Annotated in this window: 19 protein-coding genes; 8 read left to right on the forward strand and 11 right to left on the reverse strand. The window is 68.4% G+C overall.

Translation table 11 applies throughout. The annotated features are described in order from the left end of the window. Positions 1-47 precede the first annotated feature (47 nt). Both G1H10_RS21435 and G1H10_RS21440 read left to right on the forward strand, forming a co-directional pair. On the forward strand, positions 48-1,007 hold the full coding sequence (locus tag G1H10_RS21435) for a winged helix-turn-helix transcriptional regulator (protein ID WP_163741550.1): 960 nt from the start codon (positions 48-50) through the stop codon (positions 1,005-1,007). Between the two features lie 369 nt (positions 1,008-1,376). Then, positions 1,377-2,330 (forward strand): SH3 domain-containing protein, encoded by a 954-nt coding sequence (locus G1H10_RS21440; RefSeq protein ID WP_174264556.1) that lies wholly within the window; start codon positions 1,377-1,379, stop codon positions 2,328-2,330. A 107-nt stretch (positions 2,331-2,437) separates the two neighbouring features. On the opposite strand, the gene G1H10_RS21445 is transcribed toward G1H10_RS21440, so the two are convergent. Both G1H10_RS21445 and G1H10_RS35115 read right to left on the reverse strand, forming a co-directional pair. Next, entirely contained in the window at positions 2,438-2,830 is a 393-nt protein-coding gene (locus G1H10_RS21445; protein ID WP_163741368.1) for a type II toxin-antitoxin system RelE/ParE family toxin, read from the reverse strand. Further along, a complete protein-coding gene (locus G1H10_RS35115; protein ID WP_163741554.1) occupies positions 2,754-3,035 on the reverse strand; it encodes an addiction module protein in 282 nt (93 codons plus the stop codon). Before G1H10_RS35115 ends, G1H10_RS21445 begins: the two co-directional genes overlap by 77 nt. Before the next feature lie 303 nt (positions 3,036-3,338). Here G1H10_RS35115 and G1H10_RS21455 point away from each other — a divergent pair, with 303 nt between their 5' ends. The 5 genes from G1H10_RS21455 (at position 3,339) to G1H10_RS21475 (ending at position 9,315) form a co-directional block, all read left to right on the forward strand. Then, positions 3,339-4,478, forward strand: coding sequence for a GntR family transcriptional regulator (locus tag G1H10_RS21455; protein ID WP_163741556.1), 1,140 nt, complete (start codon positions 3,339-3,341; stop codon positions 4,476-4,478). Positions 4,479-4,515: 37 nt separating this feature from the next. After that, positions 4,516-5,883 (forward strand): ABC transporter substrate-binding protein, encoded by a 1,368-nt coding sequence (locus G1H10_RS21460; protein ID WP_163741558.1) that lies wholly within the window; start codon positions 4,516-4,518, stop codon positions 5,881-5,883. Next, positions 5,883-6,830 carry a carbohydrate ABC transporter permease gene (locus G1H10_RS21465; protein ID WP_163741560.1) on the forward strand — a complete coding sequence of 316 codons (948 nt, stop codon included), beginning with the start codon at positions 5,883-5,885 and terminating at the stop codon, positions 6,828-6,830. Before G1H10_RS21460 ends, G1H10_RS21465 begins: the two co-directional genes overlap by 1 nt. Positions 6,831-6,957: 127 nt before the next feature. Continuing rightward, the gene (locus G1H10_RS21470; protein ID WP_376778648.1) at positions 6,958-7,722 is read left to right on the forward strand and encodes a carbohydrate ABC transporter permease; all 765 of its coding nucleotides are present in this window, start codon (positions 6,958-6,960) and stop codon (positions 7,720-7,722) included. A 24-nt stretch (positions 7,723-7,746) separates the two neighbouring features. After that, positions 7,747-9,315 (forward strand): ATP-binding protein, encoded by a 1,569-nt coding sequence (locus tag G1H10_RS21475; RefSeq protein WP_216853524.1) that lies wholly within the window; start codon positions 7,747-7,749, stop codon positions 9,313-9,315. A gap of 145 nt (positions 9,316-9,460) precedes the next feature. Here G1H10_RS21475 and G1H10_RS21480 read toward each other — a convergent pair whose 3' ends face one another. Both G1H10_RS21480 and G1H10_RS21485 read right to left on the reverse strand, forming a co-directional pair. Beyond that, positions 9,461-11,776, reverse strand: a complete 2,316-nt coding sequence (locus G1H10_RS21480; RefSeq protein WP_163741564.1) for an Ig-like domain-containing protein — start codon at positions 11,774-11,776, stop codon at positions 9,461-9,463. Positions 11,777-11,902: 126 nt separating this feature from the next. Further along, on the reverse strand, positions 11,903-12,493 hold the full coding sequence (locus G1H10_RS21485) for a dihydrofolate reductase family protein (protein ID WP_163741566.1): 591 nt from the start codon (positions 12,491-12,493) through the stop codon (positions 11,903-11,905). 211 nt (positions 12,494-12,704) lie between these two features. On the opposite strand from G1H10_RS21485, the gene G1H10_RS21490 reads away from it, so the two are divergent. Beyond that, a complete protein-coding gene (locus G1H10_RS21490; protein ID WP_163741568.1) occupies positions 12,705-14,516 on the forward strand; it encodes an IlvD/Edd family dehydratase in 1,812 nt (603 codons plus the stop codon). A gap of 85 nt (positions 14,517-14,601) precedes the next feature. Here the strand turns inward: G1H10_RS21490 and G1H10_RS21495 are convergent, their stop codons facing one another. From G1H10_RS21495 to G1H10_RS21525, 7 genes are all read right to left on the reverse strand, one after another. Beyond that, complete coding sequence (locus G1H10_RS21495) at positions 14,602-14,979, reverse strand: RidA family protein (RefSeq protein ID WP_163741570.1); 378 nt, start codon at positions 14,977-14,979, stop codon at positions 14,602-14,604. Between the two features lie 9 nt (positions 14,980-14,988). Beyond that, the gene (locus G1H10_RS21500) at positions 14,989-15,825 is read right to left on the reverse strand and encodes an IclR family transcriptional regulator (protein ID WP_163741572.1); all 837 of its coding nucleotides are present in this window, start codon (positions 15,823-15,825) and stop codon (positions 14,989-14,991) included. A gap of 74 nt (positions 15,826-15,899) precedes the next feature. Then, entirely contained in the window at positions 15,900-17,801 is a 1,902-nt protein-coding gene (locus tag G1H10_RS21505; protein WP_163741574.1) for a phosphoenolpyruvate--protein phosphotransferase, read from the reverse strand. Between the two features lie 93 nt (positions 17,802-17,894). After that, positions 17,895-19,511 carry a PTS fructose transporter subunit IIC gene (locus G1H10_RS21510; protein ID WP_163741576.1) on the reverse strand — a complete coding sequence of 539 codons (1,617 nt, stop codon included), beginning with the start codon at positions 19,509-19,511 and terminating at the stop codon, positions 17,895-17,897. Continuing rightward, positions 19,508-19,960, reverse strand: a complete 453-nt coding sequence (locus G1H10_RS21515; protein ID WP_163741578.1) for a PTS sugar transporter subunit IIA — start codon at positions 19,958-19,960, stop codon at positions 19,508-19,510. The genes G1H10_RS21510 and G1H10_RS21515 overlap by 4 nt, the downstream gene beginning before the upstream one ends. Before the next feature lie 16 nt (positions 19,961-19,976). Then, positions 19,977-21,113, reverse strand: coding sequence for a 1-phosphofructokinase family hexose kinase (locus G1H10_RS21520; RefSeq protein ID WP_163741580.1), 1,137 nt, complete (start codon positions 21,111-21,113; stop codon positions 19,977-19,979). Positions 21,114-21,123: 10 nt separating this feature from the next. Further along, complete coding sequence (locus tag G1H10_RS21525; RefSeq protein ID WP_163741622.1) at positions 21,124-21,885, reverse strand: DeoR/GlpR family DNA-binding transcription regulator; 762 nt, start codon at positions 21,883-21,885, stop codon at positions 21,124-21,126. Positions 21,886-22,311 lie beyond the last annotated feature (426 nt).

The raw sequence follows: 22,311 nt of genomic DNA on the forward strand, positions 1-22,311 counted from the left end.
ACTGCCGCTTTCGGCCACAGTGCCCACGCGTCGTTGGGGAGGCATCCATGCTGCAGGCAGCCGGTGTCGGCAAGTTCGACGAGAGGATCTACCGCGCGCTCCTGCGCAGGCCGTCGGCCAGTGTCGCCGAACTGGCGGACAGCGGCGGAACCACGGCCAGTCGGACACGCCGCGCGCTCCGACGGCTCGAACACCTAGGGCTGGTGCGGCGCACCGAGACCAACCGAGTGGCGCCGGTCGCCCCGGACGCGGCGCTGGCCGCGCTCATTCAGCGCCGCGAGGCGGAGCTCGGGCAGGTCCGAGCCGAGATCATCGAGCTGGCCGAGGAATACCGGACGGGCCGGATCGAAGCGCATCCTGAAGGCTTGATCGAAGTTGTGACCGGACAGGAGACGATCTCTCGGCGGGCTCGCGAACTCAACGACGGAGCGCAGTCGGAGGCGCTCGTGTTCGACAAACCGCCCTACGTCTTTCAACCCGGTGATCACGAGGTCGCCGCGGAGCGCCCACTGCTGGAACGCGGTGTCCGGGCACGCGTGATCTACAGTCGCGAAGCGGTCAGTGCGCCGCAGCGCCTGACCATCCTCGCCCGGCTCGCGGCGCTCGGCGAGGAGTCCCGAGTCTTACCCGACCTGCCGTTCAAGTTGCGCATCTACGACCGGAGAGTGGCCCTCGTGCCGCTCACCACGGACCGGCAGTCCACCGACAGCGTCGCCATCGTTCACCAATCCAGCCTGCTTACCGCGCTGATCGCGCTCTTCGATGCGTACTGGGAACAGGCCCAGCCGGTCACCGACGGCACGGGGGACCGGCCTGCCGAGCTGACCGACGACGACGTCGCCGTGCTGCGACTGCTGAGCACCGGACTGAAGGACGAGGCGATCGCCCGCCAACTGGGTGTGAGCCTGCGCACGCTGAGGCGGCGGGTGCTGCGCGTGATGGATCTCCTGCATGCGTCGACGCGATTCCAGGCCGGCGCCCAGGCCATGCGGCGCGGCTGGATCTGACTTCAAGCGCTCCGCCGCACGCAAGCCGCAATGTCGTGACCCCAAGCCTCGGCGCCGCGACGCGCGAGCCAACTGATCATCGGTAAATGCCCACACCATCATCAGCGCGGTCGTTCAGTGCCGACAGGAGTTGCGTCGCCGCTGGCCAAGGGCTACCTGGCAGTAATTCATAAGGCGGCTATTTGACGGTGCAAATTAGGACAAACAGTGCCCAATGTTGCGTTCCCGTCGTGAGTATGGTTGGCTACGGCTCGGTAACGGCCCGATAACAAGTACCGACTACACGAAGGTGATGCGCCAGTGCCGAGCTCCCGCCATAAGCGTGTCAAGCCGCCCCGGACACGCCGAGTAGCCACCGTCGCACTCCCCTTGGCCGCCATCACCGCCTCGATCCCCGCAGTGCGCTACGCATGGCCAGACGACGACACACCGACGTCGGAAATCCTGGACCTCGACTCGATCGCCACCATGGCCGAGATCCAGCGCGACAGGTCCGCCGCTCGCGGCACCGTGGACCGCACGCCCTCCCCCGAGGCGCCCGCCGGGCAGACACCCAGCGGCACGCAGACCAAGAAGGCCGAGGAGCCGGCGGAGGAGGAGACTCCGGAACCGGAAGAGGCCGACGAGCCCGAAGACGCCCAGGAACCCGAGCCCGAGCAGGCCGAAGAGGCCGAGGAACCGGAGCCGGAACCCGAGCCGGAACCGGAACCGACGGTCGCCGGGCAGCGGTACACCACGGTGGATCTCAATGTGCGCACCGGGCCGGGCCAGCACGCCGAGGTGGTCGACGTTCTCGCATTCGGCACCGAAGTCGACATCACCGGCGAGACGGACGGGGACTGGGCCCAGGTGCTGCTGGGCGGCGAGACGTACTGGGTCAGCGGGGATTACCTCGCAAAGGAGGAGCCGGAAGCCGAGGAGCCCGAGGAGGACGAAGGCGGCCTCTCGATGGCCGAATGCCCCACCGGGTCCTCAGTGGAAAGCGGACTCACCCCGGACGCCATCCGCGTGCACCGCGCCGTCTGCGCGGAATTCCCCCAGATCGACACGTACGGCGGGCTGCGCCCCGGCGACTCCGGCGCGCACGGCTCCGGCCGCGCCCTGGACATCATGGTCACCGGCTCGCTCGGCGACACGATCGCGGAGTGGGTACGTGCCAACTACCAGGAGCTCGGCGTCAGCGAGGTCATCTGGGAACAGAAGATCTGGACCGTCGAACGCAGCAGTGAGGGCTGGCGCTGGATGGAAGACCGCGGCTCCGCCACCGCCAATCACTACGACCACGTCCACGTGACGGTCTATGGCGACTCCGGCACCATTTAGCCGATCTCCGCGAACATAGCGATCTTGATGACTGGTCAGGCTCACCAGTGCGGCTCAGGCCTGCGTGTTCGCCACCTTGACTGAGTTGAGCCACCCGACGCGTTGATTCAGCGATCAGCCGGCTCGTTTTCCCGTTCTGATCGTGTCGGCTGAACAACACGGGTGCGCCAGTAGTCGGGCTTGCGGCGGTCGTGAGCGAAAGCGAGAACGCGGATCGTGTCATCGTTCACGAGGTACACGATGCTGTAGGGAAACCTCGGCACCGCAGCCTTGCGTGCCGGGATGTCCTTGGTAAGCCGTGGGATGGATGACGCGGCACCGGGCCAACGGTCGATATGCGCCATCACGGCGTCTATCGCATCGAGCAACTCCGCTCCAAGCCCGACCCGGCGCTGGTCGTACCAGAGGATGGCGTCTTCGAGCTCAACAGATGCTTCGCGCTCGATCCGGATGTGGTGATTCAACGCTGGATGAGCCGGTCGCAAGGCGGGCGCGAACATCTCCCCACGCCTCACCGGTGGACTCTCCAGCCGTGACCCGCCGAGCTCGGCGCTCTATCTCCCGAGCCCAAGCCTCTTCAACCTCTTGTTGATCTGTTTCCGGACTGCCGTGCAGGCTAGCCAGGAGTTCGGCGGCAAAGTCCGCGCGGTCACCTGCGGGCAGCGCGAGCGCTGCCTGGAGCAATTCCTGAGCCTGACGGGTCATAAGAATCAGTGTAGGCGTCAAGCCACCCTTGAATGCCAGCCGCGACCAAGCGTGTCCCAGGTCAAACTACCGGCTTCGGGTAGGCCGCGCACGAGGACGTGGTTCAACCGCGCCGTTCGAGATGCCGCCTCCCGACCGCTCCGGCTGTCGTGGCATGCCGACTGTAGACACACAGAGCCTGAATAGTGCGGTAAAAGGGTTGAATTCATTCCTCACCTGTAGCTCCTTTTGACACGTTTGCGCAGGTATCTTTTTCGAATCGCCTCTTGACATGTGCTGGTAGATGGGCCAATGATCGGCGACATGGCAGTTGGCGAGGTAAACAATTCCACCCCTAAGGTGGCACGTTTTCGTGCTCTCGCTGATCAGATTCGGCAAGAGATCACGAACGGCCGTTGGCACGTCGGCGGCCGGCTGCCGACCGAACAGGAACTCGCCCGCACCCATGCGGTCAGCCTCAACACGGTACGCCGGGCCATCAGCGTGCTCGCCACCGAGAATCTCGTAGTGCGCCGACAGGGCTCGGGCACCTACGTCACCGCGATCCCCGGCGGCGGCAGACCGAGGTTCATCGGCGTCCTCGTCCCGTCCAACACGTACTACTACCCGCGAGTGATCGAAGGCATCGAGCGCGCCACCAGCGCCGGCAGCGTCAAGCTCGTCCTCGCCTGCAGCGAGTACGACCCGGAGCTGGAGTTCGTCCAGCTTCAGCGGCTGGTCGAGGCGGGCGTCGCCGGGATCATCGTCGTACCGAACCTGCACCTGAGCCCGGACCCGGTCGCCCACCTGGAACGGCTGACCGACCTCCCAGTCCCGTACGTTCTGGCCGAACGCCGGCCTGTCGACCCCGCTCCAGATGACAGCACCGCGTTCGTCTGCACCAACTTCGTCGGGGGCGGCTACCTTGCCGTCCGCCACCTGCACGGACTCGGACGGCGGCGCGTCGGCTACCTCGGACGTAGCGGCACCGCCACATCCGAGCAGGTCTATGCCGGGTTCCGGGAGGCGATCGACGATCTCGGCGTCGCTCCCCCACAGTCCGCGCTCGTACGACGCCCCGAGTGGTCCGGTGACGACCTCGCCGACTACGCACGCATCTGCGTCGACGAAGGCTTGGATGCTGTCTTCTGTCTCGGCGACCGGGAAGCGACCGGGGTACTCAACCACGTCCGCAGGCTGGGAGCCCGGGTTCCCGAGGACGTCGCCATCGTCGCCTACGACGACGAGGTGGCCGAGCTCGCGGACATCCCGTTGACCGCCGTCTCACCACCCAAGTCCGAGATCGGCCGGCTCGCCGCAGAGACCCTGCTGCGGCGGATCGAACTCGGCCCCTCCGCCCCGATCAACCAGATCGTCCTGCAACCCCGGATCGCGGTGCGCGCCTCCTGCGGCGCGCCGCCAGAACTCTCGTGGACCGTCCGTTCGGTTGCCGCACACAGCTGACCCATCATCCGCCCACGTCTCACGCAAGGAGATCGGCATGGCATTATCCGCAATCCGTCCCGGCTGTCCCGGCCGACCCGGCTACACCCGCCGCCACCGCACCATGCGCGTCTGGTCCGTCGCCGCCGGCGTGACGCTGCTCGCTGCAACCGCTTGCAGTTCGTCCGGCGACGAGAGTGCGAGCAGCGACACGACGACGCTCACACTCGGCTACTACGCCGCGGCCGGCGACCCGGCAGACACCACCATGCGCGAGCTGGTGGACGAGTTCACCGCCGGCAACCCGGATATCGACGTGGAGATCCAGGCCGCCCCCTACGGAGACTTCTTCTCCCGGCTACGCACCCAGATCGCCGGCGGTGACGCTCCCGACGTCTGGCTCAGCGACGGTGTTCTGGTCGACGAGTTCGCCGCCCGCGGCAGCCTGCTCGACCTCTCCGACCGCGTCGCCGGGCTGAACGAGGACGACTTTCACGGCATCGATCTCAACCGGACCCCGGACGGCGAGATCTACGGCTTCCCGCAGGGAGCCCAGACCCCTGTGCTCTTCTACAACACGGCCATGTTCGAGCAGGCCGGCATCGACCCGCCCGACGAGAACTGGACCTACGACGACCTCGCCGCGGCTGCCGAGCAGCTCACGGTCGACGAGAACGGCGACGGCACGCCCGAGGTCTACGGAATGCGCGTGCACTCCTCCGGCTTCACCGAGAGCTGGTGGCCGATGATCAAGGCGTTCGGCGGCGACATCGTCACCGACGACAACACCACGGTTGCCGTCGACTCCCGCGAGTCGCGGCAAGCTCTACAGTGGATGCTCGACGCCATCGGCGACGACGGCTTCGCCCCTGACGGCGTCACCACCGAATCCCTGGGCGGCCCGCACCAGCTGTTCGCCAATCAGATGGTAGCGATGATCTTCGGCATCTACGCCCGCAGCCTGCCGGCCATCTCCGCCGATGTGGAGTTCGACGTCGCACCGTTGCCCACCGGCCCCGGCGGCGAACGCGGCAACGTCGCCATCGTCAACTCCTGGGTGATCAACAACGAGGCCGGCGACGAAGCCGCCGACGCGGCCTGGCGCTGGATCGAGTACTTCGCCGGCGAGGAGCCGCAGACCCGGTGGGCAGAACTGGGCGAAGCGATCCCGATCAACAGGGCCGTCGCCGAGTCCGACGCGTTCCTGAACTCCGACACGGCACCAGCCGGCAAGCAAGTCTTTCTGGACGCGCTGGAGAGTTCCGAGGATCTCGGGGTGAACGCCGTCTGGGCCGAGTACACCGGCGTCCTCAATGAGAACATCATGGCCACCCTGGACGGCGGCGCCGACGTCGATACCGCACTGGCCGAGGCCCAGTCCAAGGCGCAGGAAGCGATCGACCGCTTCTACGCGGAGTCGTCCTGATGGCGCAATCCGTCGTCACCGGCCGGGCGTCGCAGTCTGCCGCCCGGCCGCCGGCCGGCGTGGACAACCGTCGGTCGCGGCGCCGCAAGGACCGGGCGTGGGGTGTGCTGTTCGCCTCGCCGTACCTCGCTCACCTGCTCCTGCTCATGCTGTGGCCGCTCGGCGCGTCCCTGTACTTCGCGTTCACCACGTACGACCTGGTCAACCCGCCCGAGTGGACCGGTTTCGAGAACTTCACCCGGCTGCTGAGCGACAACAACTTCTGGCGCACGCTGGGAAACACGGCGTACTTCGCGGTGCTGTTCGTGCCGGCGCAGACGATTCTCGCGTTGCTGCTGGCAGTGGCGCTGAACCAGAAGATCAAGGGCATCGCGCTGTTCCGCACCGCGTTCTTCGTGCCGGTCGTCTCGTCGTGGGTGGTCGTCGCGTACGTCGCGGATTCGATGCTCAATCCGCGGTCCGGGATCGCCAACACGCTGCTGGACTGGGTCGGCCTGCCCACCCAGGACTGGCTGCAGAGTCCGGCGTTGGTGATTCCGACGCTGGCCGGCGTCGCCGTGTGGAAGGGCGTGGGATACATGATGCTGCTGTTCCTCGCCGGGCTGCAGGCCATCCCGGAGGAGCGCTACGAGGCGGCCAAGGTCGACGGGGCGAGCGCGCTCCAGCGGCTGCGGCACATCACCATGCCGGGTGTGTCCGGGACGACCTTCCTGGTCCTCGTGCTCACGCTGATCACCACGCTGCAGGCGTTCGAGCAGGTCTTCGTCATGACCGACGGCGGCCCGAACGGCGCCAGCGAGCTCACAGTGCTCTACATGTACCGGCAGGGGTTCGAGTACTTCCAGATGGGCTACGCGTCTGCCATCGCCTGGGTGCTCTTCCTGCTGATCCTGGTGCTCACCATCGTCCAGCTCCGACTGCAACGGAAGTGGGTGCACTATGCCTGACGTCCTGACCGATCCCGACGCCGCGGCACGTCACCCGGAGACACCACGGCGTCGCGGCCGGGGAAACCTGCGCCGGACGGCGCGCAAGGCACCGGCGTATCTGGTGCTGGTCCTGGGCACCGCCGTCATGGTGCTGCCGTTCCTGGCGTCGCTCGGCAACTCGCTGAAGAGCTACGCCCAGTACATCAAGGTGCCGCCGGACTGGTTGCCGGACCCCGTCCAGTGGAGCAACTACCAGGAGGTGTGGGAGCGCACCGACTTCGTCACGTACCTGACGAACAGCCTGATCGTCTCCGGTGCGGCCGTCGTCGGCGCACTGATCACCAGCGCCATGGTGGGACACGCGCTCGCACGGATGCATTTCCCCGGCCGTGATGTGCTCCTGGTGGCGGCGCTGGGCACGATGATGCTGCCGACCGTGATCACCATCGTGCCGAGCTTCATCCTGTTCAAGTCGTTCGGCTGGCTGGACACCCTGCTGCCGCTGATCGCGCCGTACTGGCTGGCCACACCGATCGGGATCTTCCTGATGCGGCAGACGTTCCTCGGCATCCCGCGCGATTTCGAGGAGGCGGCCAGCATCGACGGCGCGAACCCGTGGCAGGTCTTCATCCGGGTGCACCTGCCGATGGCGAAACCGGCGCTCGCCACCCTCGGCGTGTTCACCTTCATGACCACCTGGGGCGCCGTCCTGGAGCCGACCATCTACCTCACCTCGCCGGAGAACTTCACGTTGCCGATCGGAGTGATGAGCCTGCAGGGACAGTACGTCGGCAACGACAACCTGGTGACGGCGGCCGCGCTCATGAGCCTGGTCCCGGTCCTGCTGGTGTTCCTGGTCGCCCAGCGGTATTTCGTCCGCGGGGTGATGTCGAGTGGCGTGAAAGGGTGAGTGTCGCCCGCTGAGTCAGCTCGGATGTTCAGCCCAGTTCCGCGCGACGTGTGCAGTCGCCAACGCCAATACTCGTTTGGTGATACTATTGCCGAGAATACTATTGACAACAATAGGAAAGTTCGAGCAATGGCGTTCATTGGCAGAAAGAAGGAGCTGGCCAGGCTCAACGCACACCTGGCCTGGGTCCGCAGCGGCGGAGCAGACGAGAAGGGACGTGCCGTTCTCCTGCGTGGCCGTCGCCGGGTCGGAAAGTCACGGCTAGCCGAGGTCTTCTGCGACTCCAGCGGGCTGCCGTTCATGATCTTCCAAGCATCCCGCAAGGCACCGGCTCGGCGCGAGCGGGAACGCTTCGCTGAGGCCATCGCTACCTCCAACTTGGCTGGCCGCGACGTTGCCGTCGATCAGAGCCCACGTGATTGGGGTGCGGCGTTCCGGCTTCTCGCGGCCGCGCTGCCGGACGACCGGCCGAGCATCGTCGTCATCGATGAGTTGCCCTACCTGGTGGAGACGGATCCCAGCACTGAAGGAGAACTCCAGACAGCATGGGACAAGAATCTTTCCCGCAAGCCGGTGCTGCTGCTGATCCTCGGCTCCGATCTGTCGGTCATGGAAGCTCTCTCCAGTTACGAGAACCCATTCCATCAGCGAGCCAAGGAGATGGTGCTCCACGCGCTCAACCCTGCCGACGTGGCGGAGATGACCGGACTCGGCGCCGCCGATGCGCTCGACGCCTATCTCATCACCGGCGGCCTTCCCCTGGTTTGCCAGGAATGGCGTACCGGTTGGAGCCGATCGGCCTTTCTCGAGGAGTCCCTGAACGACCCGACCAGCGCGTTGATCGTGTCCGGGGAACGGATCCTCGCAGCGGAGTTTCCGCCTGATGCCATCGCCCACACCGTCCTCACCGTGATCGGCGGGACCGGCGAGCGCACGTGGACGACCATCTCTGAGCGTGCGGGCAACGAGCAACCATTGGCTCCGGGCACGCTGCAGGCTGCGATGGCCTCGCTCATCGGGAAACGCGTCGTCGCCGATGAGACACCGCTGTCAACAAAGTCGACGACGAAGAACAAGCGCTACTACATCGCCGATCCCTTCCTGCGATTTTGGCTGGCGTTCGTCGAGCCTGCGATCCCCGAAGTCGAGCGAGGCCGTGGCGACATCGCGACAGAACGCATCGAACGAGGGTTCGCTGCGTGGCGGGGTCGCGCTATCGAACCTGTGATCCGTGATGCCCTGTTCCGGCTGCTTCCCGACGAGAGGTGGCCGAACGCACGCGCTATCGGCGGTTGGTGGCCTCGCAGCAACAACCCCGAGATCGACTTGGTGGGCGCCGACCGCGCACCAACCGCATCGGAGATCTCTTTCATTGGGAGCATAAAGTGGCTCGAACAGCGCCCGTTCGACGCCAACGATCTAGCACAGCTGGCACGCGACGCAACTTCCGTCCCCGGCGTCAGCGTCTCAACGCCTCTGGTTGCCGTCTCGCGCACCGACACCTCATTGACCAGCCGGGGTCGAGCTTCAGCGCTTCCGGGACTCGCCGCGCTATGGGGACCGGATGACCTCATCGTTGCCTGGCAGAGCTAAGGGCTCAACCGCGGGATGATGTCCGACGGTGTCAAGCCGGCCGACCGCCAGCCGTCCCGGCCGCCATCCGGGCCCGTCACCGGCGCATCGTGAACGGGCCCGGGTGGGCATTAGATGCCCTCGAAGAACTTCACGGTCAGCCTTGCTACCACGCGGTTTCGATGCCTCCTGATTCGTCGTAGGCGCTCGCCCAGTAGTGGCCGGGCGCGGTGATCCGATCGACGAGGAACCCGACGGTGCCGGTCGCCGGCAGCGACTCGGAGGTGCCGGACACCCAGCCATCGGTCTCGGTCTCCGGTGCCAACTCGAGATAGCGGCCGGCGGCCTTGGTGAACCTGCCGTGCACCGTCGCCGTGGACACCGGCTCGCCGGTCTCCAGGTCGACCACGTGTGCGCGCGCCGTCGCCCGGCTGTTCTCGACGGTCAGCTCAAGCCCGTCGACCACCATCGGCCGCGACTCGGACGGGCCGGTGGTCGCCGAGGTCACCGCTGAGGCCGGGCCCTCGTTGCCGTGCACGTCCACGGCGGCCACCCGGTAGTAGTACGTAGTCTCCGGGAGCAGGCCCGTGTCCGTCACGTCGAGCCCGCGCGATCGCGTCGCCAGGTTCTCCGGAGTGGGGGCCACGTCCGGCGAGGTGGAGCGGTAAACGTTGTAGCGCTGGACCTCTACGTCGTCGTAGGCGCGGCCGTAGGACAGATCGATGCTCTGGTGGTCGAAGGCGGTGGCGGTCGGCGCGTCGCTGAGCTGCGTGGGAGCGCCGTCGTCGGGCGGCAGCGGCGGAAGGACCGCACCCGCTCCCCATGCGGACGGCAGCTCGCGGATCGAGTCGTAGTGGTGCATCGCGACGCCGCCGAACGCCGGGCTGTCCGCGTACGCTGCGTACAGCGTGTCCAGCTCGCGCTCCAGCGCGGTGCGCCCTTCCTCGCGGAACGTGATGGTCTCCGGGTCGCCGCTGCGGCCGACGATGTCCAGCGTCTCGACGCCGCTGACCACCGAGTTCGGCTTGCCGATCGACTCGGCGTACGCGATCTCGTTCCTCATCTGCGCGACCAGGCCGGCGCCGCCGTCGGCCGTGTCCCGGTAGTTCATGATCGAGATGTAGTCGTTCAGGTCCTGCATGTGCTCGCTGAGCGGCTTGGTCTCGCCCTTCCACTCGATCGCGTCGCAGCAGTCGCTGGTGTCCAGCCAGCGCGGGATCGCCGGGCCGAAGACGAGTCCCGACCCGGCGGCGTCCCGGCGTTCGATCATCGTCTCCAGGATGTCCAGCCACTGCCGCTGCAGCTCGGGCTTGCGCGCCCGGAAGTCGGAGTGGATGTACGGCTCGATGTCCACGTTGACCCCGTCGAACCGCTCATCGTCGGCGGAGGACAGGTTGTAGTTGAGGATCTTCTCCATCTCCCGCACCGCGCGGTGGTGGTAGCGCTCGAAGCCGCCGAAGAACGGCGGCCGGGTGCCGCCGGCGATGGTCGCGTACACCTGGTATCCGTGCTCGTGCGCCCAGGTGATGAAGTCCCGGACGGCCGGCCGCCGGTCCTCCAGCATGTCCAGCTCACCGTACGTGTCCACGCCGAAGTACAGCGTGGTGATCGGGTCCGAGTCGAAGGTGTCCGTGTCCGTGGCCAGCGTGTCTAGCAGCTGCCGCGAGCCGTCGTTGAGGATCAGGTTGTAGGAGGCGTGCTCCCAGATCCACACCGCGCGGTCCTGCGGCTGTACCAGGACCTCCTCTGGTGCCGCGTCACCGACCTGCGCGTATGTCGTCGTCGACCGTCCTTCGTTGCCGTGCGTGTCGACGGCACGCGCCTCGATGCTGGCCATCGTGTCGCCGAGCTCGCGTGCGTCGAGGACGGACAGAAAGCGGCCGCGTTGTCCCTGGGCGGTCCGCCACGGCCCGCCGTTCACCCGGACTTGGACGGACTCGATCGGGTTGCGGCCGGCGGCGGCGATCCGCACCGGCGTCGTCCCATCCACCCGAGTGCCGTCCGCCGGGCTCAGGATCTCCACCTCGGGCACGTTCGCCGCCGGGTTGTCCACGTTGAGCTCCACGAACGGGGACCAGACGCCGTACCGGTCGGCCACCTTCTTGCCGCGTACCGTCACCTGGATCTCGCCGTCGAACGGCGTCGTGTCCAGGTCGTAATGCCAGGTGCCACGGTCGTCGGCGTCCGGGTCGGTCACGTGGACGCGAGCGGTCCGCACCCCGTCGACGACGATCTCCAGGTCATACGCGCCGACGAACCTGCCCTCCAGCCGGACGGTGCCGACGGACACCTGATCTCCGCTCGCGTGCGAGTCGATCGTGACCTCGGGCTCGACGGCGTCGACGGCGCTGCCGGTGTTGACGGCACTGCCGGCGCCCACGGCGCTGCCGGCCGGCACCGGCGCCAGGATCGCTGCCAGGACCGCCACCGCCAACCCGAGGATCCACGACCTCCATAGCGAGATACCACGAACGTGGTGCACAGACCGCTCCCTTCACGACGGTGCAGACCGGACCTCCCGAGCGCGGGAGACGGAGCGCACGCTTTCGCACGAGCGTCGATGTCCAGGGAGGAAGGAATCAAGAGTTCTTTCGGTACTGGCGCCGGCTCAGCCTTCCGCCTGCTGGTAGACGGCGAGTTGCACGCCGCTGTCGGTGGTCGCGGACTCGGCTAGCGTCAGGTCGAAGGATTCGATCCCGGAGCCTGCGAACAGCCGACGGCCAGTCCCCAGCACCGTCGGATGCACCATCAGCACCAACTCGTCCACGAGCCGGCGCGCCAGCAGGGACCGGACCAGTACGCCGCTGCCGAACACGACCAGGTTCTCGTCCAGAGCGCGGCGGAGGTCGGCGACAGCCCCGGCGGCGTCGCCCTCGAGCAGCACGGAATTCTGCCAGGGCAGCGGCTCGGTCAGCGTGGTCGAAGCGACGTACTTCTGCACGCGGTTGAGCGCGTCGGTGAACGGATTCGGCTCCTGGTGAGGCCAGTAGGCCGCGAACTGCTCATAGGTGGTGCGTCCCAGGAGCAACGACCACGCACTCGACATGCGCGCTCCCATCAGCTCCTGCATCGCCGGATCCTGCCGTTTGCTCGCCCAGCCACCGTGCTCGAAGCCGTCGCGACGGTCCTCGTCCGGGTGGCCCGGCGCCTGCATGACACCGTCGAGTGTCAGATGCTCGATGACGACGATCTTGCCCATGTGGTCCTCCTCGGTTGCTCGCTGCCGGGCCCTTCCCGGTGCGCTCACCCTCTACACGAACGGCGAACCGAGGATCGACATCGCGACGAGAAAAATCTTCAAACTGCGCCGAGAATTCGTGACCGCTCGTTTCGCGTCGCCCGTCGTACGGACGGCTCATCTTCCGGACAGGCATAAAGGACCTCATTCCCGGCGCGGTAGGGTCCCCACCATGGGAGACAGTGGTGCACAGGTGAAGCTTCGCTCGCAGCAGTGGTTCAGCAACCCGGACGATCCGGAGATGACCGCGCTCTACATCGAGCGCTACCTGAACTGGGGCTTGACCAGGGAAGAGTTGCAGAGCGGCAAGCCGATCATCGGCATCGCCCAGTCCGGCTCCGACCTTGCGCCCTGCAACCGGCACCATCTGGTCCTGGCGGAGCGGATCCGGGAAGGCATCCGCGAGGCCGGCGGCATCGCCTTCGAGTTCCCGGTCCATCCCATCCAGGAGACCGGCCGCCGTCCCACCGCGGCCCTCGACCGGAACCTGGCCTACCTGGGGCTCGTGGAGACGCTGCACGGCTACCCGCTCGACGGTGTCGTCCTCACGACCGGGTGCGACAAGACCACCCCGTCCCAGTTGATGGCGGCGGCGACGGTGAACATCCCGGCGATCGCGCTCTCCGTCGGGCCGATGCTCAACGGCTGGTACAAGGGTGAGCGGGCCGGTTCCGGCACCATGGTGTGGCGGGCACGAAAGATGCTGTCGGCCGGCGAGATCGACGATGCGCAGTACGTCGAGATGGTGGCGTCCGCCGCGCCGTCGCCGGGTTTCTGCAACACCATGGGCACCGCGACGACGATGAACTCCCTGGCGGAGGCGCTCGGCATGATGCTGCCGGGGTCGGCGGCGATTCCGGCGGTGCACAAGGAGCGGGGCAAGGCCGCGTACCTGACCGGGCGGCGCGTCGTCGAGATGGTGCATGAGGACCTCAAGCCGTCCGACGTGATGACCAAGCAGGCCTTCGAGAACGCCGTCGTCGTCTGTTCGGCCATCGGGGGTTCGACGAACGCGCCCATCCATCTCAACGCGGTTGCGAGACACCTGGGCGTCGAGCTGACCAACGACGAGTGGGAGAAGCTCGGGCACGCCATCCCGCTGCTGGTGGACCTGCAGCCGGCCGGGCGTTTTCTCGGTGAGGACTTCCACCGCGCGGGCGGGGTGCCCGCCGTCGTCGCCGAGCTGCTGACCGTCGGCGCGCTCCCGCACCCGAACGCCATCACCGTGAACGGAAAGTCGATCGGGGATAACTGCGTCGGGCGCATGACCGAAGACCGCGAGGTCATCCGCGCCTATGGCGACCCGATGGTGACCGAGGCCGGGTTCCGCAACCTGACGGGCAACCTGTTCGACTCGGCGATCATGAAGACCAGCGTGATCTCGCCGGAGTTCCGCGCGACGTACCTGTCCAATCCGGACGATCCGAACGCGTTCGAGGGGCGTGCCGTGGTGTTCGACGGCCGCGAGGACTACCACGCCCGCATCAACGACCCGTCGTTGCAGATCGACGAGCTGTCCGTGCTGGTCATCCGCGGCGCCGGACCGTTGGGGCATCCGGGGGGTGCCGAGGTGGTCAACATGGATCCGCCGGCCGAGCTGCTCCGGCGCGGCATCACCGAGCTGCCGTGCGTCGGGGACGGGCGGCAGTCCGGGACGTCCGGCTCGCCGTCGATCCTGAACGCGTCGCCGGAGGCGGCGGCAGGTGGTGGACTGGCGCTGCTGCGCACCGGGGACCGGGTGCGGGTCGACCTGAACACCGGCGAGGTGAACATGCTGGTCGATGACGAGGAGCTACAGCGCCGGCGGGCCGAGGTGGACTCCGCACTCGCCGACGGCCGCCTGGACTACGTTCCGGAGAGCCAGACCCCGTGGCAGGAGATCCAACGTGGCATGGTCGCGCAGTTCGACGACGGCATGGTCCTCAAACCCGCCATCAAGTACCGCGACGTCGCCCACCGCCACCTCCCCCGCGACAACCACTGACCTAAATGATCATGTGAAGTGGGGTTTATCGTGCCCTACCATGCCTGCAGACCTGTTGGAGCACGAGAAAACCCACTTCACATGATCATTTAGGAGCGGCGGCGACGACGTCGAGTTCGACGAGGATGTTCATCAGGTCGGAGCCGACAGTGGTACGGACGGGGCGCGAGCCGGTGAAGCGGCGCGCGTAGACCTCGTTGAACGGTGCGAAGTGCTCGTGCAGGTGCTGCAGATGAGCGGTCACCTTCACCACGTCGCCCAGCCCCAGGCTGACCGCCCTCAGAGCCCGCTCGACGTTGTCGATCGTGGCCTCGGTCTGCGCCTCGATACCATCCGGGATCTCGCCTGTCGCCGGGTCGGCCGGGCCGAATCCGGCCGTCCACACCATACTGCCGGCACGGACCACGTGGCTGTACGGGCCGGCCGGCTCCGGCAGATCCTCACTGATGATGTACTCGGGCATGCATCCTCCTCATGACGTGCCATTCCCATCGACGATGGCTCGGATCTCCTCGACGGCGTCCACCATCGTCCGCAACGGCGTCCGGTACGCCACGGCGCTCACGCTCACCGCACCACGCGGCACGTGCGTCGCGCCCATCCATACCGGCACCGCCACGCAGGCGACGCCCTCCTCGTTCTCCTCGTCGTCGACGGCGTACCCGCGTTCGCGCGTCGCCGCCAGCTCGGCCATGAGGGCGTCACCATCGACGACGGTCCGCTGCGTGCGCTGCTGGTGCGGATGGCTCAGTGCCCATTCGGCCATCTCCGGGTCCCGCTCCGCCGCGTAGGCGAGCAGCACCTTGCCGACAGCCGTGCTGTGCAACGGTCCACGCCCGCCGACCTCCGAGGTCAGTTTCACCGCCCCGGACGGCGGGTCCACCTTGGCGCGGTACACGATCTCGTGGCCGTCGATCACGGCATAGTGCGCCGTCTCGCCGAACCGCGCGACGAGCTTCGCCAGCGCCGGGCGGATCCGCACATGCTCCGGACGCTGCTCGTGATAGGAGAACGCCAGCCGGAGGAACTCGTCTCCCAGCTGGTAACGGCCGCGCTCATCCTGCGCGGCGAAACCCACCCGCCGCAGCGACGCCAGCGCCCGGTGGATGGTCGGCTTCGCTCCGCCGACCGCGCGCGACAGCTCATCCAGGCTGGCACCGTCCGGCCGGGTGGCAAGCTCCCGCAAGACGACCAGCACCCGCTCCGCGCCGACGACCCGTTCCGCCTCTTCCGGCCGATCCGTTCCCCGAGTTCCGTCCGCCACGCCGCTGCGCCATCCCGTCGCCGTCCATCGTGAAGTCTCCGACATGGAAGCCTACATGCGACGATATCCACGAGACTGCCGTGGATCACTGGTGTGATCACCCCAGCGATCCACGGCGCTCACGCAAGGGCCAGCGCCTCCGGCTCCAGCAGATCGACGACGGCGGACCGCGCGGCTGCCGGATCCGCGGCCGCACGCGCCGCCGCGGCCATCTGCACACATCGCTCCCGGTCGTGCATGGCGAGTGCGGCGCGCACCGCCGGGATCTTGGCCGGCGCCATGGAGAGGCTGGACGCGCCCAGGCCCACCAGCACCAAGGCGAGGATCGGGTCTCCGGCCGCCTCGCCGCACACGCCGACCGGCGTCGTTCCCGCGGCGCCGTGGCCGGTGGCGGCGATCAGGTCCAGCACGGCGGGCTGCCACGGGTCCAGCAGCGTCGCCAGTTCCCCCAGCATCCGGTCAGCCGCCAGCGTGTACTGGGCCAGGTCGTTCGTGCCGATGCTGGCGAAGTCGACCTCCGCGAGGACCTGTTCGGCGCGCAGCGCGGCGCTCGGCACCTCCACCATCACGCCGACCTTGGGCAGTCCGGCGGCGCGCGCCCGGACGGCGAACCAGCGTGCCTCGTCGGCGGTCGCCACCATCGGGGCCATCACCCAGACGTCCGCCTCGCTCTGCCGCGCTGCCGCCGCCAACGCCGTGAGCTGATCCTCCAGCAGACTCTGCGTACGACGCCCCAGCCGCAGCCCACGTACCCCCAGCGCAGGGTTTTCCTCTCCCTCGGCGGGCGCGAAGGCGAGCGGCTTGTCCGCGCCGGCGTCCAGCGTGCGCACCACCACCCTGCGCGTACCGAACGCCCGCAGCACGGCGAGATACGTCTCGGTCTGCTCCTCCACCGTGGGCGCGGCCGGCCGATCGAGATACAGGAACTCGGTGCGGAACAGCCCGACGCCCTCCACGTCTGCCGCCGCCGCGGCGGCCTGCGCGTCGTCGGCGGTGCCGATGTTGGCCAGCAGCGCCACCGGGGCACCGTCGCGGGTGCGGCCCGGGCCGCTGAATCGGGCGAGCTGTTCCTGTCGTTTGCCGGCGCGGAGCGTCCACGCCTCACGCACGGACTCGTCCGGCTCGACGACGATCTCACCCGAGGCGCCGTCGACCGCGACCAGCGTGTTCTCGGTCAACAACGCACGGACGACGGCCTGGCGGGTCGGTGCGCTTGCGCCCGACGCCGCCCCCGCCGCGGCACCCGTCTCCGCCGCGGCACCCGTCCCCGTCGGGCCACCCGATTCGGCGGCGGCATCCGGTTCCACCGTGGCGTCCGGCTGCTCGACCCGCGCCACGCCCACGACTGCGGGGATCCCCAACTGCGCCGCGAGAATCGCCGTGTGGCTGGTGGGGCCGCCGGCCTCGGTGACGATCGCGAGCACGGTGGCTGGCGAGAGCCCGACGGTGTCCGCGGGCGCCAGGTCATGCGCGACTAGCACGGACGGCCGGTGCAGCTCGGGGACGCCCGGCTGTGGGGCACCGAGCAGATGAGCGACGACGCGGTCGCGCACGTCGCGCAGATCGGTGACACGCTCCGCCAGGTAGCCGCCGACGGCTTCGAGCGACGCGCACACCTCCTCCACCGCCTGGTCCAGGGCGTTCGCCGGCCCTATCCCCTCGTTCAGCCGACGCTCGGCGCCGGTCAGCAGAGACGGATCACGGGCCATCATGGCGGTGGCGGTCAAGATCTCGGCCGCCGAAGCGTCCGTCAGACCCGCGCGGCGGTCCAGCTCGGCCGCCACCCCTTCAAGGGCGGCGGCGATCTCCTCCCGGGCCGCCGCCGCGTCCACCGCCGCCGGCTCATCCACGGGTGGACGGACCGGGTCGGCCATCCGCGCCACCGGTCCGACCGCGATACCAGCGCTGACACCGATGCCGTGCAGCGCCACGCCGGACCCGTCCGTCCTCGCCTTACCCGCCTCCGCTGTCACGTCGAACTCCTCCACGTCGAGGTCCGATCCGTCATGCGTTGTCAACATCGAGTCTCCCTCTCGGTGCGCGTCCGTGTCGTCCCGTCGCCGGTGCGGCCGGCATGATCTCCGTCACTCCTGCCCCCTCGGGGTCGTGGAGCGTCACGCCACGACGGCGGCCTCGGGCGTCGTCGTCGCGGCGACCGCTCCGGGCGAGCGGCGCAGGCTCTTCAGTGCGATGACGCAGCCAGCGGCGACGACGGCCCCCGCAGCCACCGCGAGCAGGTACAGCAAAGGTTGGCTGATCAGTCCGGTCACCCAGATGCCGCCGTGTGGCGCGCGCAGCTCGTTGCCGATGCCCATCACCATGGCACCGGTCACCGCGGAACCGGCCATGATCGACGGGATCACCCGCAGCGGATCGGCGGCGGCGAACGGGATGGCTCCCTCGGTGATGAACGACGCGCCGAGCAACCAGGCTGCCCGGCCGTTCTCCCGCTCCGCCGTGGTGAACAGGCGCTGCCGCACCACGGTGGCGAGTGCCAGCCCGAGCGGAGGCACCATGCCGGCGGCCATCACCGCCGCCATGATCGTCAGACTGGTGCTACCGCTCGCGGTGGCGGCACCGGCCAGCCCGGTGGTGGCGAAGGTGTAGGCGACCTTGTTCACCGGGCCGCCCATGTCGAAGGCCATCATCAGGCCCAGCAACGCGCCGAGCAGGATCCGGTTGGTGCCGGTCAGCCCGGTCAGCCAGTCCTCCAGCCCGTCGGCGGCCGCGGACAGCGGGGCGCCCAGCAGGACCAGCATCACCAAGCCGGTCACCGCCGTCGCCACCAGCGGGATCACCACCACCGGCATGACACCGCGCAGCGCCTTGCCCACCCGGATCCGGCTGAGCCCCAGAGCCAGGAAGCCGCCGACGAACCCGGCGACGATGCCGCCCAGGAACCCGGCCCCGACGGCCACCGCCAGCGCGCCACCGACGACGCCGGGCGCGAGGCCGGGACGGTCGGCGATGGCGAAGGCTATGAATCCGGCCAGGATCGGCACCAGGAAGTCGAACGACGCCGCCCCGACATGGAAGAAGAGCGCCGCCCAACTGGTCGACGAGAGCACGTCGAAGTCATCGACGACGGCGCTCAGCTCAGTGTCGGTGATCTCGTATCCGCCGATCATGAAGCCGAGCGCGATCAGGATGCCGCCGGCGGCGACGAACGGGATCATGTAGCTGACGCCGGTCATCAGCCACTGCCGGATCCGCGTCCCCACGCCGGCGCCGGAACTCACCTTGGTGGACAGCGACGGGCCGCCGTCCGGTTCCGGGGCACCGGCAGAGCCGCGCGCCTGCGTCGCGTCGCTTCCACCACGTCCGCCGTCGCCCGTGGCCGCCGCGCCGGTGGCCCCGGTGGCCCCGGTGGCCCCGGTGGCCCCGGTGGCCCCGGTGGCCCCGGTGGCTCCGGTGGCGTTCGCTGCGCTCACGGCGGCCTGTTCGGCCTCGGTGATGACATCCGGCGCGGCCGAGATGGCGCGCTTCACGCCGACATCCACCAACGGCTTTCCGTCGAACCGGGTACGGTCACGCACCTCGACGTCGGCCGCGAAGATGACCGCGTCGGCGTCGGCGATGGCCTCCGCCGCAAGCGGCGTCAGCCCGGCGGAGCCCTGCGTCTCGACCACGATCTCGTGGCCGGCCGACCGCGCGGCCTGTTCTAGCGCCTCGGCGGCCATGTATGTGTGCGCGATCCCCGTAGGGCACGAGCTCACGGCGACGAACTTCATGACGGCACCACCTCTCGGGCGACGATGTCCGCGACGGTCGCGGCGTCTGGCGCGGACAGCAGGGCGTCCTTGAACTCTTGATTGATCAGCCGCCTGGCCAGCGCGGCGAGCACCTGGAGGTGTTCGCTGTCGCCGCCGGCGGGTGCGGCGATGAGAAAGATCAGATGCGCCGGACCGTCGTCGGCGCCGAAGTCGATGCCGTCGGCCGACCGCCCGAAGGCCAGCGTCGGCACGGTCACGTACGCACTCTTGGCGTGCGGGATGCCGATCCCACCGGGCAGACCGGTCGGCATCTGTTCCTCACGCTCCCGCACATCGGCGAGGAAGCCGTCCAGGTCGGTGACCCGGCCGCCCTTGAACAGCCGCCCGGCGAGGGTCCTGGTCGCGGTGTGCCGGTCGTCGGTGGACAGCTCCAGCTCCACGAAGTCGGCGGTGATCAGCTCGGTCATGTCAAGCCTCCTCGGCTCATTCGTGAATGTGACGATCAAGGTCGGGGTCGATCTCGACGCGCACCCGGGTGCCGGCGACGTCGTCCGGTCCGGGCATCCGGCTCCCCGGCAGTCGCACCGCCGCCGTGCCCCAGGCCACACCGGCGACCAGGGCATCCAGCTCGTTCGGGCCGTCGGCGTGGTCGCCGCCCACGTCGTGGCTGCCCGCGTCGTCGGCGTCGTGGCTGCCCGCGTCGTCGGCGGCGTGACCGCCCGCGTCGTCGGCGGCGTGACCGCCCGCGTCGTCGGCGGCTGTGGTCGATGACGCCGAACGGGTGTACAGGTAGCCGGCGAGCAAGGCGTCGCCGGCGCCGACGGTGCTGCGCGGAACCACCGGCTCCGCGACCGCGCGCACCGCCGGCCGACCGGCAGTGACCAGCACGGCACCGTGGGATCCCAGGCTGACCAGCACGGCACGAGGCGGCGCGACCGATGCCGGCTGGGCCGTTGCCGGCGCGCCCGATGGCGGCTCGGCCGTCTCCAGCAACGCCCGGGCGGCGTCGACGACGTCGCCGAGTGTGGTCAGCGCGCGCCCGTGCACCTCAGCCAGCTCATGCGCGTTGGGCTTGAGCAGATCGGCGCCGGCCCGCGCCGCCCGCAGCAACGCGGCACCGGACGTGTCGACGGCGACCGGCACACCGCGCCGTCGTCCGGCGTCCACCACCCGGGCATAGAAGCCGTCGTCGAGTCCGCCGGGCAGGCTTCCGCAGCAGACCAGCCAGCGCGGCGACCGGGACAGCGCCGCGGTGACGCCGCCCAGCAGCTCCGCACGCTCGTCGCCACCGAGCACCGGCCCCGGCTCGTTGAACTTGGTGGTGGTGCCGTCCGGCTCGGTGACCGTGACGTTGCCGCGGATGGGTTGAGCAATCGGCACACCCACGACCTCGACGCCGCTCTCCTCCAACAGGCCGGCCAGCACCCTGCCCTCTGCTCCGCCGATCGGGATGACCGCTACCGCCTTGGCGTCATGCAGGCTCAACGCCCGGGCGACGTTGACGCCCTTACCGCCGGGATCGATCCGGCTGGAGGTGCCCTGGTGGACCCGACCGCGGTGCACGTGCGGTACACCGATGGTCCGGTCGACGCTGGGATTCGGGGTGAACGTGAGGATCATCGCCGTCGCCTCACACCCGCACCACGCGGGGTCCGGCGGCTTCGATCTCCGCGGCGGTCTCCTCGTCCAGCCCGGTGTCCGTGATCACCGTGTCGATGTCGGCGAGCGGGGCGACGTGAGCGAAGTGGTCGGTGCCGATCTTGGTGTGATCGGCGAGGACGACGCTGCGTCGCGCGGAGGCGACCATGGCATGCTTCACCGCGGCCTCGGTCTGGTCCGCCGTCGTCAGGCCGCGTCGTGCGGATAATCCGTTCGTGCCGAGAAAGGCCACGTCGACGAAGACCTCGGCCAGAGCCCGAACCGGCCAATCGCCGACCCCGGCGAGCGTGACGCCGCGGATGCGGCCACCCACCAGGTACAACGTGAGGTTGTCCCGGCTGGCCACGATGTTCGCGATGGTCAGTGAATTGGTCACCACGCGGAGTTCGCGGTCGAAGGGCAGTTGCTCGGCCAGCCTGGAGGTGGTGGTGCCCGCATCCAGCAGGATCGCTCCGTCGTCGGGCAGTTCGGCGACCGCTGCCTTGGCGATCCGTTCCTTCTCAGAGACGAGCCGGTCGGTGCGGTCCGCGACGCCGGGTTCGAAGCCGAGCCGTTCCACCGGCACCGCCCCGCCGTGGACGCGGCGCAGCACCCCGTGGCGCTCCAGCACCTTCAGGTCCCGGCGCACCGTCTCCGCGGTGACCTCCAACGACGACGCGAGCCCGGCCACGTCGACCCGGCCCTCGGCACGGACCCGTTCCAGGATCAATTGCTGCCGCTCCGCTGCGTACACGCGTTCCTCCGGCCACTCGATCGAGAGCATCGCCCGTCGTGGACAATTCCAACACAATCGGATGTTGATTTACGTCTGTTTTACGCCTACATTGCGGCCAAGTCAACAACTCCCACACACAACCCCAACAATCCCCACACACGCCACCGGCCTAAATGATCATGTGAAGTGGGTTTTCTCGTGCGCTACCAGGTCTGCAGACATGGTGAAGCGCGAGAAAACCCACTTCACATGATCATTTAGGAGGCGGGGTTGGGTCAGGGGGTCCCGGAGGTGGAAGATCAGGGGTGGAATCCGCACTAGATGAGTGATTCCTTGAAGATCACGGTCGGCGCGTCGTGACCGGAGAAGTGGACGGAGGGTGTTCAAGATCAATGTGTGACGAAAGAACTGAACACCCTCCTGACTGCACTGTACGTATTGATC

Source organism: Phytoactinopolyspora halotolerans (assembly GCF_010550675.1).
In the GTDB taxonomy this organism is placed as follows: Bacteria; Actinomycetota; Actinomycetes; order Jiangellales; family Jiangellaceae; genus Phytoactinopolyspora; species Phytoactinopolyspora halotolerans.

What these genes read in the sequence shown, in the direction of transcription:
- G1H10_RS21435 (WP_163741550.1), top strand. Translation starts at nt 48, where the DNA reads ATGCTGCAGGCAGCCGGTGTCGGCAAGTTCGACGAGAGGATCTACCGC.
- G1H10_RS21445 (WP_163741368.1), bottom strand. Translation starts at nt 2,830, where the DNA reads ATGTTCGCGCCCGCCTTGCGACCGGCTCATCCAGCGTTGAATCACCAC.
- G1H10_RS35115 (WP_163741554.1), bottom strand. Translation starts at nt 3,035, where the DNA reads ATGACCCGTCAGGCTCAGGAATTGCTCCAGGCAGCGCTCGCGCTGCCC.
- G1H10_RS21455 (WP_163741556.1), top strand. Translation starts at nt 3,339, where the DNA reads ATGGCAGTTGGCGAGGTAAACAATTCCACCCCTAAGGTGGCACGTTTT.
- G1H10_RS21460 (WP_163741558.1), top strand. Translation starts at nt 4,516, where the DNA reads ATGGCATTATCCGCAATCCGTCCCGGCTGTCCCGGCCGACCCGGCTAC.
- G1H10_RS21465 (WP_163741560.1), top strand. Translation starts at nt 5,883, where the DNA reads ATGGCGCAATCCGTCGTCACCGGCCGGGCGTCGCAGTCTGCCGCCCGG.
- G1H10_RS21470 (WP_376778648.1), top strand. Translation starts at nt 6,958, where the DNA reads ATGGTGCTGCCGTTCCTGGCGTCGCTCGGCAACTCGCTGAAGAGCTAC.
- G1H10_RS21475 (WP_216853524.1), top strand. Translation starts at nt 7,747, where the DNA reads ATGTTCAGCCCAGTTCCGCGCGACGTGTGCAGTCGCCAACGCCAATAC.
- G1H10_RS21485 (WP_163741566.1), bottom strand. Translation starts at nt 12,493, where the DNA reads ATGGGCAAGATCGTCGTCATCGAGCATCTGACACTCGACGGTGTCATG.
- G1H10_RS21490 (WP_163741568.1), top strand. Translation starts at nt 12,705, where the DNA reads ATGGGAGACAGTGGTGCACAGGTGAAGCTTCGCTCGCAGCAGTGGTTC.
- G1H10_RS21495 (WP_163741570.1), bottom strand. Translation starts at nt 14,979, where the DNA reads ATGCCCGAGTACATCATCAGTGAGGATCTGCCGGAGCCGGCCGGCCCG.
- G1H10_RS21500 (WP_163741572.1), bottom strand. Translation starts at nt 15,825, where the DNA reads ATGTCGGAGACTTCACGATGGACGGCGACGGGATGGCGCAGCGGCGTG.
- G1H10_RS21505 (WP_163741574.1), bottom strand. Translation starts at nt 17,801, where the DNA reads ATGTTGACAACGCATGACGGATCGGACCTCGACGTGGAGGAGTTCGAC.
- G1H10_RS21510 (WP_163741576.1), bottom strand. Translation starts at nt 19,511, where the DNA reads ATGAAGTTCGTCGCCGTGAGCTCGTGCCCTACGGGGATCGCGCACACA.
- G1H10_RS21515 (WP_163741578.1), bottom strand. Translation starts at nt 19,960, where the DNA reads ATGACCGAGCTGATCACCGCCGACTTCGTGGAGCTGGAGCTGTCCACC.
- G1H10_RS21520 (WP_163741580.1), bottom strand. Translation starts at nt 21,113, where the DNA reads ATGATCCTCACGTTCACCCCGAATCCCAGCGTCGACCGGACCATCGGT.